Annotated in this window: 13 protein-coding genes and 1 riboswitch; of the genes, 7 read left to right on the top strand and 6 right to left on the bottom strand. The window is 45.2% G+C overall.

Annotated features, from left to right (window positions below; genetic code table 11):
* Positions 1–5: 5 nt before the first annotated feature.
* Genes AC060N_RS05705 through AC060N_RS05695 form a run of 3 tightly spaced genes read right to left on the bottom strand, consistent with a single transcriptional unit; the run spans position 6 to position 4,947 of the window.
* The gene (locus AC060N_RS05705) at positions 6–1,397 is read right to left on the bottom strand and encodes a TackOD1 domain-containing metal-binding protein (protein WP_479526250.1); all 1,392 of its coding nucleotides are present in this window, start codon (positions 1,395–1,397) and stop codon (positions 6–8) included.
* 43 nt (positions 1,398–1,440) lie between these two features.
* Complete coding sequence (locus AC060N_RS05700) at positions 1,441–2,538, bottom strand: HlyD family secretion protein (protein WP_479526249.1); 1,098 nt, start codon at positions 2,536–2,538, stop codon at positions 1,441–1,443.
* A gap of 36 nt (positions 2,539–2,574) precedes the next feature.
* On the bottom strand, positions 2,575–4,947 hold the full coding sequence (locus AC060N_RS05695; RefSeq protein WP_479526248.1) for a glycoside hydrolase family 18 protein: 2,373 nt from the start codon (positions 4,945–4,947) through the stop codon (positions 2,575–2,577).
* Between the two features lie 150 nt (positions 4,948–5,097).
* Here AC060N_RS05695 and AC060N_RS05690 point away from each other — a divergent pair, with 150 nt between their 5' ends.
* The 4 genes from AC060N_RS05690 (at position 5,098) to AC060N_RS05675 (ending at position 11,298) form a co-directional block, all read left to right on the top strand.
* Entirely contained in the window at positions 5,098–6,657 is a 1,560-nt protein-coding gene (locus AC060N_RS05690; protein ID WP_479526247.1) for a hybrid sensor histidine kinase/response regulator, read from the top strand.
* 63 nt (positions 6,658–6,720) lie between these two features.
* Positions 6,721–6,924, top strand: a riboswitch (cobalamin riboswitch).
* Between the two features lie 97 nt (positions 6,925–7,021).
* Positions 7,022–8,164, top strand: coding sequence for a PKD-like domain-containing protein (locus AC060N_RS05685; protein WP_479526246.1), 1,143 nt, complete (start codon positions 7,022–7,024; stop codon positions 8,162–8,164).
* Complete coding sequence (locus tag AC060N_RS05680; RefSeq protein ID WP_479526245.1) at positions 8,154–10,214, top strand: TonB-dependent receptor plug domain-containing protein; 2,061 nt, start codon at positions 8,154–8,156, stop codon at positions 10,212–10,214. Before AC060N_RS05685 ends, AC060N_RS05680 begins: the two co-directional genes overlap by 11 nt.
* 10 nt (positions 10,215–10,224) lie before the next feature.
* Positions 10,225–11,298: a YncE family protein gene (locus AC060N_RS05675; protein ID WP_479526244.1), complete on the top strand. Its 1,074-nt coding sequence runs from the start codon at positions 10,225–10,227 to the stop codon at positions 11,296–11,298.
* A gap of 10 nt (positions 11,299–11,308) precedes the next feature.
* On the opposite strand, the gene AC060N_RS05670 is transcribed toward AC060N_RS05675, so the two are convergent.
* The 3 genes from AC060N_RS05670 to AC060N_RS05660 form a co-directional block, all read right to left on the bottom strand.
* Positions 11,309–12,310, bottom strand: a complete 1,002-nt coding sequence (locus AC060N_RS05670) for a hypothetical protein (protein WP_479526243.1) — start codon at positions 12,308–12,310, stop codon at positions 11,309–11,311.
* A 46-nt stretch (positions 12,311–12,356) separates the two neighbouring features.
* Positions 12,357–13,067: a hypothetical protein gene (locus tag AC060N_RS05665; protein ID WP_479526242.1), complete on the bottom strand. Its 711-nt coding sequence runs from the start codon at positions 13,065–13,067 to the stop codon at positions 12,357–12,359.
* Between the two features lie 257 nt (positions 13,068–13,324).
* Complete coding sequence (locus AC060N_RS05660; protein WP_479526241.1) at positions 13,325–14,197, bottom strand: phosphatase PAP2 family protein; 873 nt, start codon at positions 14,195–14,197, stop codon at positions 13,325–13,327.
* A 341-nt stretch (positions 14,198–14,538) separates the two neighbouring features.
* Between AC060N_RS05660 and AC060N_RS05655 the strand changes: the two genes are divergently transcribed.
* The 3 genes from AC060N_RS05655 to AC060N_RS05645 all read left to right on the top strand — a co-directional run bounded on the left by AC060N_RS05655 (position 14,539) and on the right by AC060N_RS05645 (position 16,107).
* Positions 14,539–15,129, top strand: a complete 591-nt coding sequence (locus tag AC060N_RS05655) for a DUF4251 domain-containing protein (RefSeq protein WP_479526240.1) — start codon at positions 14,539–14,541, stop codon at positions 15,127–15,129.
* A gap of 218 nt (positions 15,130–15,347) precedes the next feature.
* Positions 15,348–15,527: a hypothetical protein gene (locus AC060N_RS05650; protein WP_479526239.1), complete on the top strand. Its 180-nt coding sequence runs from the start codon at positions 15,348–15,350 to the stop codon at positions 15,525–15,527.
* 4 nt (positions 15,528–15,531) lie between these two features.
* Complete coding sequence (locus tag AC060N_RS05645) at positions 15,532–16,107, top strand: DUF4251 domain-containing protein (protein ID WP_479526238.1); 576 nt, start codon at positions 15,532–15,534, stop codon at positions 16,105–16,107.
* Positions 16,108–16,177: the final 70 nt, after the last annotated feature.

Below are 16,177 nucleotides of genomic sequence, written 5' to 3'. Positions count from 1 at the left end.
ACGGGTTAGATGGTTTTCACCTGATTAATCAGTGCGTTGTATTCCGTTTCAGCGTTGAGTGTTTCATATTGGGCAGCCAGATTCCATTCCGGTTCATCTTCGAATGTATTGCTGAGCAACTTCTCGATAGATGACCTGAAATCGTTCAGCATTTTCTCCACTGCCGTAGCTCCCTTTTCGGGGAAAATCATAAAGAAAGTATTATCATTGGCAAACGAGAGAATATCGCTGGAATCAGTATTATTCCTGATAAAGTCGCTGATATCGAGCACTAACCGCTCGAATTGCTGACGATTGGAACGCAAACGAGCTGGCAAATTCAAACTGACACTTCCCATTTGGCTCTCCTTCCCGGAAACCTTAACACGTTCAATTTCAAAACGGAGGAAAGTCAGGAATGTGCCGAAATTCACAAAGCCGGGAATCGTAAATTCGCGCTCTTCGCCGGCCACTTTAATTCCGGTGCGCGCTGCATCGCGGCCTAAATCCGTCAGCGAATATTTGTCAAGCGTAATTTCCAGAAGATTTTCAACCGGAGTCACTGTCTTGCAATTCAAACACAAAGCGGTAATATCCGGTTCCTGAAACTCATGACGGCAATCGTGGCAGCGATAGATAACCGAAGGCTTATCGTAGTCGACGCCAATGTGCCGCAATTGCCGGTTACATTTCGGGCAAACCAATCCCTGCTTGGTGACAAAATCACCTTCCGGCCCCATATAGGCACACACAAAGTGATGAATCAGATTCTCGGATGAAATATGCGCGGAAGCACATTTGGTACAAACCTCCCTTAAATTCAGGTGACCCGAATGGCAGTTGGGACAAACATGGGTTTTATCGACAAAAACTCCCTGAAAAAAATCGTTTTCGGTTCCCCGTCTGAGAATTTTCAGCATTTCCATCGATTCACCCGCCGGATAATGGAGTCTGATAAGCGGATACTCATATCCCATATGAGCATGCACATCTACCTCAGGATTCAATATCTTGTCCCGGGTGTACATATACCTGAATAGCTTCGTCAATATCCGGTTTTCAGAACTATTGGTTTCATGCGGAGTGAAATCCTCTCTCCTCTTTTTAACCTGCCGGATCATTTTCCCGATAGGTTCTTCCTGCACAACAGACAATTCTCCATCGGAAAGCGACTTCTGTGTATCACTAACAACGCCATCCGCATTAAAAATAAATACCGGCAAGAGGTAAATCGATTCAATAAATGATGCTCGGATTTCCTTCAGTAAAGCCGTAGCATGATCCGGCTGCTGCCAGTCGAGCACCAATGCATCGGCCAGAGCAAAATGCCGAATATCCTGATCCTGGTAATCCGTAATCAGATAGATTTCGAAGTTACCCGCATTTTGTATTTTTTTCCCTCCGGGAATCATAAGCATTCTTTTTAAATAGACTACTGCCCGTTAGTTAGTGACTTTCCGGTTAATTCGATGATTCATCATCGACGTGCTTCTCTCTGTAGTTCAACCACCAATGGTAGAACATTTTCGGACGATAAACGGTCACCCCCATCTTATAGTAAGGTTTCCATTCACTCACATTCTCAGCATTGACAGGGTCAATCCGGGCCAAAACGGTCCGTGGTGTTTTCTGATAGGTTTTATGAAATTCGCTGGGTAACTCCGCAGTATTCATATAAATATTGCTAATTACGCCAAGGCTTTTCATTCCGTTTCCAAATTTTACTCCAACCGTATCGCCCACTTTGAAGTATTGAAAATACTCCTGATCGAGATACGCCATGATGTAAACCTTTTTGAAGTTGATGAGGTCCATGGCCACTTCCTGACGGTAATTGACCTCATCTTTACGCGCGAATATCTGACTAACAACACCATCAATCGGAGAAATAAAAGGCACATTCCGGGGAATCACAAAAACCTGTCGGGTTACCCGGCTCATTTCTCTCTCCATTCTCAGCAATTTGGCGTAGTAAGTTCTCAGATAGCGAATCTCCTCCTGCTGCATCTTCTCGTCAGCTTCCAGACTCTGAACCTTATTTTCCGATGCTGTCAATATGCCGGCTGTATTCAGTCCAAGATACACCTCGTTGCGTTGATTATGGAGCTGCTGCTGAACCTCTTTAACTTCATCTTTGGTGCGCTGCAGCTCAATACGCTTCAGGCTTATATTCTTCTGCGTCGAAATCTTTTCCTTTTCAATCCAATCCGTGTTAGCGTCATTTTCCTGGCTCACCAGTCCAAGCGTATCTTTGGGAGAAATTTCCGGACGAACAATCATCAGGGTATCGCCTCGTTTCACTTTCTCATTTTCATCGACCAGATAATCCACCACTTTCACGTCATCGGCAAACTTCACCTCGAACTTGCTGGTAATTACCTCTCCGTAAGAAGAGACAAAATAAGTCCGGCGAAAGACGTAAATTATCAAGCTGGCCAGAATAATGAAGAAGATGATCAGGTAGATAATCCGATCCCAGTTGACCCGGCGCTTCGGCAGAGGCTCCTCTTTGTAACCCCTGATTACTTTTTCATTCTTATTGTATCGAAACGATTTCAAGACGCTACAGATTAGTTAGTAAACACTTTTCTTCAATCAATTCACAGACTGCCTTCCCACATCAGTCTTTAACAGGAACACACCTGAAAAACGAGGTATTTTGCGAAACTTTTTCATGACTTCGATTCCTTTTTGCAGGCTGTCGAAGGTTCGTATACAATATTTGTAATACCCGTTTTTATGAACAACGATCAGATTTTCATCCAGATCCAACTCTTTTTTCACTTTTTCCGGATCCAACTTATAGTCCGCAGAAAAAACCTGAAGATGATACACTGATTTCTCTTCCGGCTTATTCGATGCCGAGTACTCTTTTACAACGTTCGTATCGCCTAAAGATTGTACGTTTGCCATCAGATGTAGCGCTTTTAAATCATGAATTGCTACTTTTCTGACACGAGTCGAGTCGAGCACCTTCTCAATAACTGCTTCCATCTGCAAACGATTAACAAAATCGCCCGGCCGGACAGCCAAAACCGTCTTTTGTGGATCGATAGCCGTTTCCTCCGAAATTCGTCTGATGATAGTGGAAGGCCTGTTGGATCCATACGCCATCAGAAAAACCTGATCGGCATTGCGATATATCTCTTTCAGATAATTTTCGGGGAAAAATACCGGAATGGAAACAGATAGCTTCAGATGCTGGGAATCAGCAAACGCATGTGCTTTGGAATACAAGTCGACCAACCGGGCCAGGTATTCCTCTTTCAAGGAATCCCATTGTGGCAATGCCTGCGGTTCTACGTCGAGATGAATTCCATCGAATCCCTTGTCAACGGCCTCCTGCAACCGATTATTAATTTGCTCCGTTGAATCAAAAAGCAGTTGGTTGTTGCCAATTAAATCATGCACTTCGATTCCTTCAGCTTTTGCTTGTTTCAGAAAAGCAGACAGCTTAGCATCGGGACATGATTTCCCGGGAGACAGGAGCACTTCACGAATTTCATTCATGTCCAGATCGGCAATCAATGTTTGCATATCCATCTGACAGAACGTTTTCGACCAGATGTAAACAGAACGTTTGCCGGCAAACCGCTTCACATACTCATCCATTTCCATCGGCTTGGTAAACGAGGTAACAGGTACATCATTCAGAACCGATTGAATTTTCAGAATATCGAGATACATCTCCTTCTTCAGGTCAGTCAACTCAGTTTCTACAGCCAGCTTCTGTTCGATATCTGTCAGCAACTGAACCGGGCTGAACGCCGGACTCTTCAAGAGCAAAAAAGCCCGCTGTTTGCGAATCCGCTCCTCAATCCGGGCTCGTTTGAAATAGAACTCAAACAACTGATATTTTTTGTACTGATGGTCGTAGAAATAATTGAATAAATCGAGCTTACGCTGTGATACCTTGTTCTTCTCTTTGGCTTCGTATAACACTTCGGCAGCTTCAGATATGCGGTTGCGCGAGGGACCAAAACGAAGGGGAACTGCAGCCGACAAACCGGCCGAACCATATTTGCGCCAGTTATCATTTACGCCCTGCTGAAAATTATACCGGATAAAAGGGCGAATCATCCATCCCTCCAGGCTCTTGTACTTAGTCCTGATGTTGGCCAGATAAACGGCATCCTTCAAGCTGTCGACCGAATGCGTTTCGTAGAGCACCATCATCCTCGCCGGGTCTACATCCAGAAAAGGAAGGCTGTCCTTTTCGGCCGGAAGTTCTTCGTAGGCCGGCAGCTGATGAGCCAATTGATAATTATAGTCGTTATATCCCCGCTGAATGGCTTTCATTCGCGATTCCAAACCTCGTACTTTCAACACCTCTTCCCAGCCAACACGCCGGATATAGAAAAGCTCCCGGTAAATTTTCTCCAATCCATGCAATAGCTGAATCCGATTGGAAATCAAGCGGAGCTTTTCACTATTAAAAACGTAAATCAGGTAATTATACCGGTACAGAAAGTTATCGCGCGCTACTTGCTGAGAACGATCAAATTGCTCAACCTTCAAAGCCGATTCCAGTTCCTTTGCCTGCATTTGATTAGCGAACAAGCCACCGTTTCCCAGCAAGTTCCAGTCGAGGCCCACGTAAGCTCGTTGCTTATAATACACATCTTCTTCGTCGGCGAAACCCGGCTTGAAATTATAGTTGTAATATCCTGAAATCCGGAAACCATAGTCTTGTTTCAACCGCTTTATCCGAAAATTATAGAAGGAATCGAAACTTTCTTTCAGACTGTCAGATAAAAAATGGAGGGAGTAAAGTTGATTCACCTGGCTGGTATCGTATGCTTCGGTATAAACATCGTGCAACTGATAATGCATCGCCAGCATGGAATCGGCATAAGCAACGATATGAGCATATCCGGGAAACCCCTTGTCGATATTAACAACTGCCGGTTCAACAAGAACCGAATCATCTGACTGAGCAGAGGATGGCTGAGAAAAACAGGCAAACAAACACAATAATGTGAATGGGATTATGTTTTTAAAGGGGTTGCTCATAGGGTCAATCAAAGTATCTCTTTTTAGATTTGGTTATGGTTTTTGAGGAATCAACAACTTGCAAATCGTTAGTTAAATTTACAGAAAATTATAGAAGTAAAAGATATGCGGCACTCAATTCTTATCGTTGATGATGACATAATTTCGGCGCGACTTTTACAAAACATTCTGCGTCAGAACGATTACAATGTTCTTCCTATAGCAAACAACGGCAAAGAAGGCATAAAAATTGCGTCAGAGTTGCATCCTGACATCATTTTCATGGACATTCAGATGCCGGGAGAGCTGGATGGAATTGATGCCGGAACGTTAATCCAGCAGGAACTGAACATTCCGGTGGTTTACATTACCGGTGACGACGACCAACGAACCTTTTCAAGAGCACTGCAAACCAACCCTACCGGGTATATCATCAAACCATTCCAGGCTGACAACCTGATCATGGTCCTCGAGATGGCTATTTTCAGGCATACCATGACCGAAAAGCTACGGGCAAATGAGGAACTTCTGTCGGTTACCATGAAAAGTATTGCCGACGGCGTGGTTTCGACCGACCAGGACGGAAACATCGTGTTTTTTAATGCTGCCGCAGAAAAGCTCACCGATTTGCAATTGAGCGAAGTGCAAAACATCAACTTTCGACAGGCCCTCAACCTGATAAACGAAACAGGCGCTCCCCTTTTTCCTGAAGAAAAAGAAGGCGACCAGTTGCTAGATCCAATCTATGGAGAAGGCATTTTCATTTGTAAGAACAATAACCAACTTCCAATTTCCTACAGCCTCGCTCCCATCCGGGATGACAAGAATGAGTTTCGTGGTTACATTTTCTCCTTCCGGGATATCTCTCTTATCAAAAAAGCGGAAAATGAACTGAAAAACATGAACCGGATTCTGGAAGAAAAAGTAGCCCGGCGAACAGAAGAACTGAGACAAAAAAACATACTTCTCGAAAAAGCATTAGAGAAAGAAAAGGAAATCAATGAGTTCCGCTCAAAAATTGTCACGACCATTTCTCATGAATTCAAAACGCCGTTAACCACTATTTTCAGTTCGACCGAACTGCTTGAACGGTACATGGACAATGAAAAATTACGAGCAAAAACACCGCGTCACTTTTCACTGATAAAGGAATCTGTCAATCTTCTGAGCAACCATTTATCCGATATCCTGAAGTTCCGCGAATACGAAACACTGAATGAAATCCATCCGGAACCAATCGATATTATTGACTTTCTGGACAAAATGATCCAGTTTTATCAATCAGGAGTCGGCAAAAATCACCGGGTTGAGTTCACCCATAATTCATTGCCGGAAAAACTCCTTATCGACAAAAAGTTGCTTCGCGAGATTGCCGGTAATTTCATTTCCAATGCCATCAAATATTCCAATAAGAATACAACTGTTAAATTAGCTGCTGAATATTCCGAAGGAAAACTGAAAATTTCGGTTCGTGACGAAGGTGTCGGCATCTCGAAGGAAGATCAGGAAAAACTTTTCGAGTATTTCTACCGGGCAAAGACTACTGAAAACATCGAAGGCTCCGGCGTTGGACTTGCTATTGCCCGTCAGGCAGTCAATTTGCTCAATGGAAAAATTGATGTGGAAAGCGAGCCGGGAAAAGGTTCCACCTTTAGCGTCGAGTTCCCTGTTCAGGAAGTGAACTAATACGGTTGATAAATTTAGAAGACAATAACCATTCATTTTCACGCCCCGGCATCCAAATATTTGTTAATTTTGCGTCGACTTGGTTCCCACATGGTTGGGGATAAAAAGGGAATCCGGTGAGAATCCGGAACAGTACCCGCTGCTGTAATTTCCGATTCTGCGTTCAGCAGAATAGTAAGTTTTCGGTTACAAAGCCACTGTTGAAGAACGGGAAGGCAACCGGAAATCGGAATAAGTCAGAAGACCTGCCAGGTTGGTTTAAGCTTTCGGGATCAAAAGCGTGAAAACAACCGATGCAAGTTTGTTTTTCTTCCCCTTAGCTTAAAATCAATTATTCAACATCAACCAATTGATTTTAAGTCTTATGAAAAAACTAATTCTTTTAAGCTACATGCTGCTTTCAGGGCTTTTTTTCCTGGTTTCCTGCAGCAAGACCGAATCTCCTCTTCCACCGGAAATTACCATGGATATTCCCGCTCAAGGTTTTGAAGTGGCAGCAGGTGCGCAACTTTCGCTAACCGCACAAGCCAGCAATGCCGATGGAGCAATGTACACCTGGACCAACGATGGCAAACAGGTTTCGCAAGACCAGACTTACAATTTCAGTTCAAATATTCCCGGCATCTTTCAAATCGGATTGACGGTTAGCACCTCCGATGGACAAGCTTCTACCCGGTTTACGGTTACCGTAACATCTACCAATTCGCTATACATTACCAATGTTTTCGATTATCAATATGGTCCCGGCCAGCATGCATCGATTGTTACAACCAGCGAAAGTGACAACTTCATTGGTGCTCCCTGGGCTGATGGCAAAAGCTTTGTGCACCTGGGCGGCTGGGGCGGATATATCATTGCCGGTTTCGACCACACGGTGAAAAACCGCGATGGGTACGATTTTGCGGTTTATGCACAACCGGGAGCATCTTCCGAGCCGGGTGTAGTTTACGTAATGAAGGACACCAACGGAAACGGCAAACCCGACGACGGCCCATGGCTGCAGCTAAAAGGCAGCGAATACAACAACACCGAAACAATTCATAACTACGAAGTGACTTACTACAAACCGGCCACCGACAGTGATAATGTAACCTGGAAAGACAACCAGGGTAACAGCGGCGAACTGGTTCCCAATTACGGCACCAACAGTTGGTGGTGGTCGGGTTACGGCGATAAAACCGAAGTAACCTTTGACGGCGAACGCCTGCCCAATGCATATGTGAACACCAGTACCAACGACAGCACCGAAAACTGGGCTCTGCGCGACAGCCTGTTCACCTGGGGCTATGCTGAAACTTACAACAACCAGGATTACGATACCGACTTAAAAGCAAACCGGTTTGATATCTCTGATGCGGTGAATGCAGATGGTTCACCGGCCAATTTGGATGGCATCGATTTCATTAAAGTGCAAAGCAATGTTTTTCAGATTGCGGGATGGCTGAACGAAGTATCAACCGAAGTGAGTGGCGCTGCGGATCTGAATATGCTCGACAATGCAAAATAAGCCGAAGCCCGACATACAGGCAACTCGCTTTTGTAACGGCTTAATGAAGCGTCTTCCCATCATACTACTGTTCATTTTTCCGCTTTGCCAGGAGCTGGTTGCGCAGTCGTTATCCGACACCCTGAAAATTAAAGAGGTCACGGTGGTCAGCAAACATTTGCAGAAAAAGGAAGAAGCGGGTTTAATCCGTTCGGACGTTGATTCGATAGCGATGATCAAATCGCTGAATGCAACCCTTTCGGAACTTATCTCCGAAAACACGCCCATTTTCATCAAAACCTACGGTCGCGGAGCGCTGGCAACAGCTTCCTTCCGGGGAACAGCCCCCTCCCATACGCAAGTGGAATGGAACGGCATCAGCCTGAACTCACCGATGCTGGGAATGGTCGATTTCTCCACCATCCCGGTTTATTTCATCGACAATGTCAGCATTTTACACGGCTCCGGTTCGCTCACCGAAAAGAGCGGAGCACTGGGCGGCACCATCGAGCTGCAAAGCGATGTCGACTGGAACAACCGGTTTTCAGGAAGTGTCCTCTCCGGTGTTGGCAGCTACCAATCGTACGACGAATTCTTTCAGGTAAAAGCCGGAAACCGAAAAGTACAATCCAAAACCAAAGCCTTCCTCAGTCAGTCGGCCAACGATTTTACCTACCGGAATAAGTTTATCGCCAGCATCGACGCGGAAACCGGAGAATACATTTACCCGAAACAGCGCAACAAAAATGCCGATTACCGCAATTATGGCATATTGCAGGAAATCTACTTCCGGCCGGATGACAAAGACATCATTTCAGGACATTATTGGTACCAGCACAATTCGCGAAGCATCCCGCAGCTGATGACCAACGAAACCTCGGCCAATGGTGGTATCAACCGGCAAACCGACCAGATTCACAGGGCTGTCGCCGAATGGAATCACTATGGCTCAAAAACCACCCTGAAAGTCAGCAGCGGGTTGAACTTCGACAAGATGAACTACTGGCTCAGGGCCAACGTCAACGGCACATCGGGACAAGTTGTCGTCGACTCGTGGTCGAATGCCCAAAGCTGGTTCAACAAGGCACTGTTCACCTACCGGGAAAGCGAGGATTTTTCGGCCACAGCCGGAATTGATGTCGATCGGTACCAGGTCAGCTCTCAAAATTATGCCCCGCTCGCTTCCGACTATGGCTATCACAAAACGAGACTCGAAAGCTCTGCCCATCTGCAACTGAGTAAGAAATTCGGAAAACGGTTCACCTCCACCTTCCTGGTAAGGCAGGATTTTTACGATAGCCAGGCAGCTCCCATTATGCCGTTGTTGGGACTGGAATACAAACTGTTGTCAAATAAAAATCTTTACCTGAAAGGCAATGTAGCGCGAAACTACCACCAGCCTTCGCTGAATGATTTGTACTACATCCCGGGAGGGAATCCCGATCTGAAGCCGGAAGAAGGCTATACCGGCGATTTAGGACTGACCTACGAAAAGAGCTACACGCATATGCATCTCTACACCACCCTTACGGCTTATTCCTCCAAAATCGACAACTGGATTATCTGGCTGCCCACCAACAAAGGATATTGGGAGCCTTCGAACATGAAAAAGGTAGATGCCAGCGGCCTGGAATACCAGCTTTCGTTGGAAGGTGACGAAGGGCCGTGGCACTGGCACCTCAACGCCAACTATGCCTACACGCGCTCCATCAATCGCGATAACCCGGTGAACTGGGCCGACCAATCCATTGGTAAGCAGCTGCCTTTTATCCCCAAACACTCAGCCAATCTCTCCGCTAATCTTTCCCGGCACGGATACCACGTCACCTACCAGTGGAACTATTACAGCGAGCGGTACACCACCACCAGCAACGAGAAAAACACCTCGCTCGATTACCTCTATCCCTACTTCATGAACGACCTGGTTGCCGGTAAGGACTGGAACTGGAAAACGTATAGGCTAGGGGTGGAACTAAAAATCTTCAACCTGTTCAACGAAGAATACCGAACGGTGTTGCAACGCCCCATGCCGCGACGGAATTATTCACTTTTGGTTCGTTTTGACTTTTAAAAAGCGAGAAATGAAGAAAAACATTCTCCACATATCAGCTGCCTTTTTCCTGTTAAGTCTATTCCTGACGGGATGCATGAACGATAATGCCTGGATAGACGCCCACCGGCAAAAACAGTCCGACCAATTGCTTTCCAATTCAGGCGTATTCATTGTGAACGAAGGGAATTTCATGTCGGGCAATGCCACTCTCTCCTTTTACGATAAAACCACCGGCGAAACCATCAATAACCTGTTTTACACGACCAATGCTCTCCCAATGGGCGACGTAGCGCAATCGATGAGCATCCTCGATTCGCTTGGATACATTGCCATTAATAATTCGGGAAAAATCTACGTCATCAATACCGAAACGGGAAAATATTCCGGGAAAATCACCGGGCTCACTTCGCCGCGGTATATTCATTTTGTCAGCCAGAAGAAGGCCTATGTAACCGATTTGTATGCTTCGGCCATCACCATTTTCAACCCGGTTACCTTTCAAATCACCGGAAACATTCCAACGCCCGGCCATGCATCGACCGAGCAGATGGTGCAGATCGGCAACACCGTGTATGTCACCTGCTGGTCGTCTGACAATACCATCCTGAAAATCGATACCGGGAAGGATGTCGTTACCGGGGAAATCAAGGTAGGTAAGCAGCCCAAAGGATTGGTAAAAGACAAGAACAACCTGCTCTGGGTACTGTGCGACGGCAGCTACGGCGGAACAACATCAGGCAGCCAGGCCGAATTGCAACAGGTCAATCCGGAAACCGGGCAGATTGAAAAGTCCTTCACCCTCAACTCCAATAATATTGCTTCGGGTCTGACCATCAACGCCACGCGCGACACACTGTATTTCATCAACAACGATGTATGGCAAATGCCCGTCACTGCATCTCAACTTCCGGCAGTGCCGGTATTAAAAAACCCCGGAACCATTTATTACGGCCTCGGGGTCGATCCGGAGAATTCGGATATTTATGTGAGCGATGCCATCGATTACTTGCAACAAGGGTTGGCTTACCGGCTTACAGCTAATGGAATTGCTGTTGACACGATGAAAACAGGAATCATTCCCGGCTCCTTCTGTTTCAAATAAAGCTATTGTATCAGAACTTAAACGCTACATTCAAGTGAAACCCGGTAATAATGTGATGTGTGTCGTGCACCGGGTACCAACCGGTCATATTGGGTGAAATGGTCACGCCTTTCACCGGATTAAACTCGATACCTCCCGTATAAAGTCTTCCGTCCTCAATCACATGCCAGCCATCCGGAACCCCGCCAATGTGCTTCGACATTAGCTTATCGTACCTGAAAAACACATTTGAGTTATTCTTTAACTTCAGGGTACCATAGAGGGAGATTCCCGACAGGTCGTGGTCCGGAATGTTGGCATGCTCCTGTTGATTATTGTATTCAAATCCCGCAGTAAAATTCTTCCCGCGATAGCCTACAAATGCGGCATAGGTCATTTGCGCTTCTATTTTTTTCATGTAGTCAAAATAAAACCGAACATACAGCCAGTTAATTGGATTGTAGGTTACCCCTGCCGTATACATTAGTGTACTGTCGGACTGCAAACGTTTATAACCTTCCCCGTTCAGAATAGAGAAATCGAAACTTGCTTTGGGAAGGACCTGCCACTGCATTGAGGCCCCTAAATCGGCACTTGGACTAAAAGCGTATTGCTCCAAAAACGAAGGAAGCAAATATCGATGCCCCCAAAATGCTTCCTGCAAACGAAAGACATTTGTTGGTATCACCCCAAAGGCAACCTTCAATTTGTTATTATCATATTGCAGGAATGCATTTTTGAGGAAGGCTGTCATTTGCAGCTGACCCGTACCCGGATCAGCGACATCGAAGTTGATTCGGCCATAAAATTTCTGACTGAAATGGTATTCATATCCCAGGTAAGCCCGGGAAACTTCGAATGCCGGTTGCCACTTGTAATTCGTTACTTTATAAGTAAAATCACTAAAAAACTGGGTAACGACTTTACCATGCGGCTTGAAAACAACCGAATCTTCCTCCAAACCTTTAGACTGAGCAAAAGCACTGTTTCCCATCATGAGTAGAAACAGTAAAATGACTTGAATCTTTTTCATTGTATGAGCCTGTGAAAATAAACGTGACTATGGTGAAAGATTGTTTTTATAAGCGAAACCTCAGACCTAACTGAAGATCGTAAAACCGCGTATCGAGATGCGGATGCGGTCGGAGCGGAAAGGGATGTCCGGAAGAATCGACTTTCCATCCCGTAAAAGTCGAAGGAGGCGCATTATCAGCATCGTGAGCTAACAGGTATCTTGCTTCGGCAAAAAGACTCAACCGCTTGTAGATTTTGTAATTTACCCCATACAATAGCTGCATGGCCGGTTTGATGCTTTTTTCCAAACCGGGCGTTGTTTCGGTAACGCCAACTCCCACGCCTACGCCCCAATATCCATACAATGCTTCGGTATTTTCACTCGTCTTTTGAAGAAAAGGAATACCGGTTTTATGCAAATAATCGAGCAGATACAGGTTTCTGGACTGCTCCATGTGTTTGAAAGGTGGAATTTCTGTCGTCAGGAATGTAATGCCCTTGCTGTCGTTCTTCCAGTAAACGTAACTAAACGCAAAGCCAGATTTTTTGTGCCAGTAAGTCAAATCGAGATTATTGACCGGCGACCAGGAAGAGATGGCTTTCGATGTTTTCAGGTTCTTAACCAAAACGCCATTCTCGTAGTACCTGAATTTCAGGTCTTGCCTGCCGGGACACTGAAGACCATATCCTACGCTAACACTCAGCTGACTAAATGCTTTTGAAATAGTCAGAACATAAATAACGGCTGATACAGCCACTACTCTTCTTAATTTCATTGTCAGATATTTAACCGATTTATTCGCAATCATGCTATTACTCTTCCCGGTTAGGTAATCTGAATGTGTAGGTGTAGGCAGAGCATTATTCCCAGAAGCTCACCGATGAAGACTCTCTCTCATTAAGTGAACCCGCTCTGTTTTCGAAGTATGACAGGTCATGGCCCAAACCGCTGAATGGCCTACCATTCCCTCCCTGACCTCTGAAAATCAAGTCAACAAACAAATAGTGTATTAAAACATATGTGAGAAATTACTTAGAAGGTCATCGCCAGAGAAACACCGCCACCTTTGTGATACAGCGTCGGAGCAAAGACCAGGTTGTTTTTCTTTCCCCAGCGGTGCTGATGCGTCAGGTAAACGAATTCGACAGAAAGAATTCCGATTCCGGCGCCGGCCAGCACGTCGGAAATCCAGTGCTTGTTATTCATCATGCGCAATACGCCAACGCCGGTAGCAGTGGTGTATGCTCCCACGCTAATCCACGGAGAAATGTGCCCGTATTCTTTGGCAAGAAAAGTGGCCGAAAGGAATGCCTGTGCCGTATGCCCGGAAGGAAACGATGTGTATACCGGACCATAGGGACGTTCCACCTTAGAGGTTCTTTTGATTCCCTGAACCACTACCGACATCAACAATTCCGCTTTGGCAAGAATCAAACTTTGGTTGAGCAGATCGTTGCGGCCTTTTAAACCAGCAGCGCTTAGCCCCAGCGTTATGACAGCCGGTGCATATTGCAGATAATTGTCAGCCGTGGTATGAAAATTGGGATTCCAACCATGCATGGTATCATGAATACGGTACTTGCTGAGTACCGTTTGCTTTGGAACCGCCATGGTAACCAGCCCCGCCGCTATCAATCCGGTTGGCAGGATGGCTTTCCGGACAAAAACAGGACAGCTTTTTCCCTGGTTCTGCTGAAGACTATCGGTCTCCATTTTTTGCTGCCAGTATTCATAAATATCGTTTTGTGCGGTTAACGCAAATTTCGCGTTCTCCGTCTCCGGCATCCTGATTTTTCCATCAGTTATTCCGGCAACGCCATCATTCTGCGTGTGAAACTTACTAGCTGCGCTGACATTCCCCAGCATCATCATCAAAAACAAAATCAACAGAAATCGATTACCCATCTTCATATATTTCATTTTAATCCGATTACCGGAATAGTCAATTCACAGATTACGAAGTCGTGACAAATTTTCCAGTTGGCTAAAGAACGTTAAAAAAATCCGATACAAAAATTAGGAAACGGTTAAAATTCATTAATCCGATTAGGGGCACACCCAGCTACCAAACTAGCGCATAACATACTATACAACAACACACTAATCATTAAAAACTCTAAAAAACTCAGCGAATCAGCCAAAGGCAGGAACGATTCGTGGTTTAAGTTTTGTATTAGACCAAAAGCACTTAAGAACAAAGAATTGGAAAAACAACAAAGTATTGTCTAACATAAAAAATTAACGTCATGAAAACAAAAGCAATTATTATGATGATGAGTATCATGCTCGGACTTGGAGTCATGACACGAAGCTATGCACAGGACACGCATACCAACGTTGAAAAGAACCTGTCGCGAAAAGCAAAAAGAGAACTACGGAAGAAAGAAAGAATGGCCGCCGACCAATTTATGTTCCAAAACGCTAAAGCTGCCCTAAAAGACGGTAATTGGGTTCTGGAAGCCAACCGGCTCATCACCAAATGGGGAAATACCATACCGGTTGACAGCAACACCAATTTTGTCGAGTTGCAAAATGGTACAGCTTATATGCAATTGGCTTTTGCCGGACACAATGGCCCCAACGGAATGGGAGGAATCACACTAAAAGGCAAGCCTACCCAAATCAAAATGAGTACCGATAAAAATGGCAACGTATACTACCAAATGTCCGTAATTGGCAATGCATTGACCGCCGACATTATTGTTCGTTTAGGAAATGGGGACAATTACGCCAGTGCCGAAGTGAACGCGATAACCAGTGGCGCACGCCTGCAATTTGCCGGACAACTGGTACCCGCAAGCGATTCATCCGTTTACCGAAGTGGAATGGATTTCTAATATTTAAAACACAACACGAATGAAAGCGAGGCCAGTAACCCCGCTTTTATTTTGCGAGATCCAATATACCTCCTACCAGCATAAAATCATATAATCATCCCGGCCATCACTCTCTCAAAAACGTCTCACGAGATCAGACAATCCTTCAAGCGGTAATTAATAAAAAGTGCTAACCGGGTAAACGCTATGGTTAAAAATTATTAACCGCGGCCACTGCTTTGCCAGTACTTAAATCCCTAAAACTACCTGAAAACACTGGCCAAAAAGATGATACTTTCCCAGATGGTACAATCCACTCAAAAAAAGAAGAAGCAAATCGTGGTCTGAGTTTTGCAATAGTTAAGATGAAAGTGAAAAAAAGAAAAAGAACAAACGAATTATATAACATAAAAATTTAACGTCATGAAAACAAAATTACTCATTATGCTGATGGGAGTCCTGCTTGGACTAGGTACCATCACACAGGTATATGCACAAAACTCCGACACCATGACGCGTCAGGAGAAAAGAGCAATGAAGAAAAAACAACGGACAGCAGCTGATATGGCTCAATTCGAACAAGCCAAACAGGCGCTCGAAAACGGCGACTGGGTACTGGAGGCCAATCGTCTTTACACCAAATGGGGTCGTTTGATCAATGTTAGCGATCAAACCAACTTCGTTTCGCTGGAGAATAACACGGCTTACATGCAGCTGGCATTTAACGGTTACACAGGCCCCAACGGACTGGGTGGAATAACACTAAAAGGAAAACCAACTCAGATTAAAATGACAGAAGACAAGAACGGAAACATCACTTATCAAATGTCGGTTATCGGCAACGCTTTGACAGCCGATATAACGGTAAGACTGAGCAAAGGGAACAACTTTGCCGATGCCGAAGTAAGCGCTGCTACAACCAGCGCCCGACTCCGGTTTGCCGGTCAATTAGTTCCGCTCGATCAATCAACCACTTACCGAAGCGGAATGGACTTCTAAAACAAAGCAGATATCAATACAACAAAAAAGCGGGGTCAGACGGTCCCGCTTTTAATATGGTTAAAGCGAG

It is taken from the genome of Prolixibacter sp. DSM 2831, from assembly GCF_056493735.1.
Note: the sequence above shows the minus strand (reverse complement) of the source record. Positions and strands in the feature narration are given on the sequence as shown.

Excerpts from the sequence above, each read along its gene's own strand:
- AC060N_RS05705 (WP_479526250.1), bottom strand. The coding sequence starts at position 1,397 with ATGCTTATGATTCCCGGAGGGAAAAAAATACAAAATGCGGGTAACTTC.
- AC060N_RS05690 (WP_479526247.1), top strand. The coding sequence starts at position 5,098 with ATGCGGCACTCAATTCTTATCGTTGATGATGACATAATTTCGGCGCGA.
- AC060N_RS05685 (WP_479526246.1), top strand. The coding sequence starts at position 7,022 with ATGAAAAAACTAATTCTTTTAAGCTACATGCTGCTTTCAGGGCTTTTT.
- AC060N_RS05680 (WP_479526245.1), top strand. The coding sequence starts at position 8,154 with ATGCAAAATAAGCCGAAGCCCGACATACAGGCAACTCGCTTTTGTAAC.
- AC060N_RS05675 (WP_479526244.1), top strand. The coding sequence starts at position 10,225 with ATGAAGAAAAACATTCTCCACATATCAGCTGCCTTTTTCCTGTTAAGT.
- AC060N_RS05670 (WP_479526243.1), bottom strand. The coding sequence starts at position 12,310 with ATGAAAAAGATTCAAGTCATTTTACTGTTTCTACTCATGATGGGAAAC.
- AC060N_RS05665 (WP_479526242.1), bottom strand. The coding sequence starts at position 13,067 with ATGAAATTAAGAAGAGTAGTGGCTGTATCAGCCGTTATTTATGTTCTG.
- AC060N_RS05660 (WP_479526241.1), bottom strand. The coding sequence starts at position 14,197 with ATGGGTAATCGATTTCTGTTGATTTTGTTTTTGATGATGATGCTGGGG.
- AC060N_RS05655 (WP_479526240.1), top strand. The coding sequence starts at position 14,539 with ATGAAAACAAAAGCAATTATTATGATGATGAGTATCATGCTCGGACTT.
- AC060N_RS05645 (WP_479526238.1), top strand. The coding sequence starts at position 15,532 with ATGAAAACAAAATTACTCATTATGCTGATGGGAGTCCTGCTTGGACTA.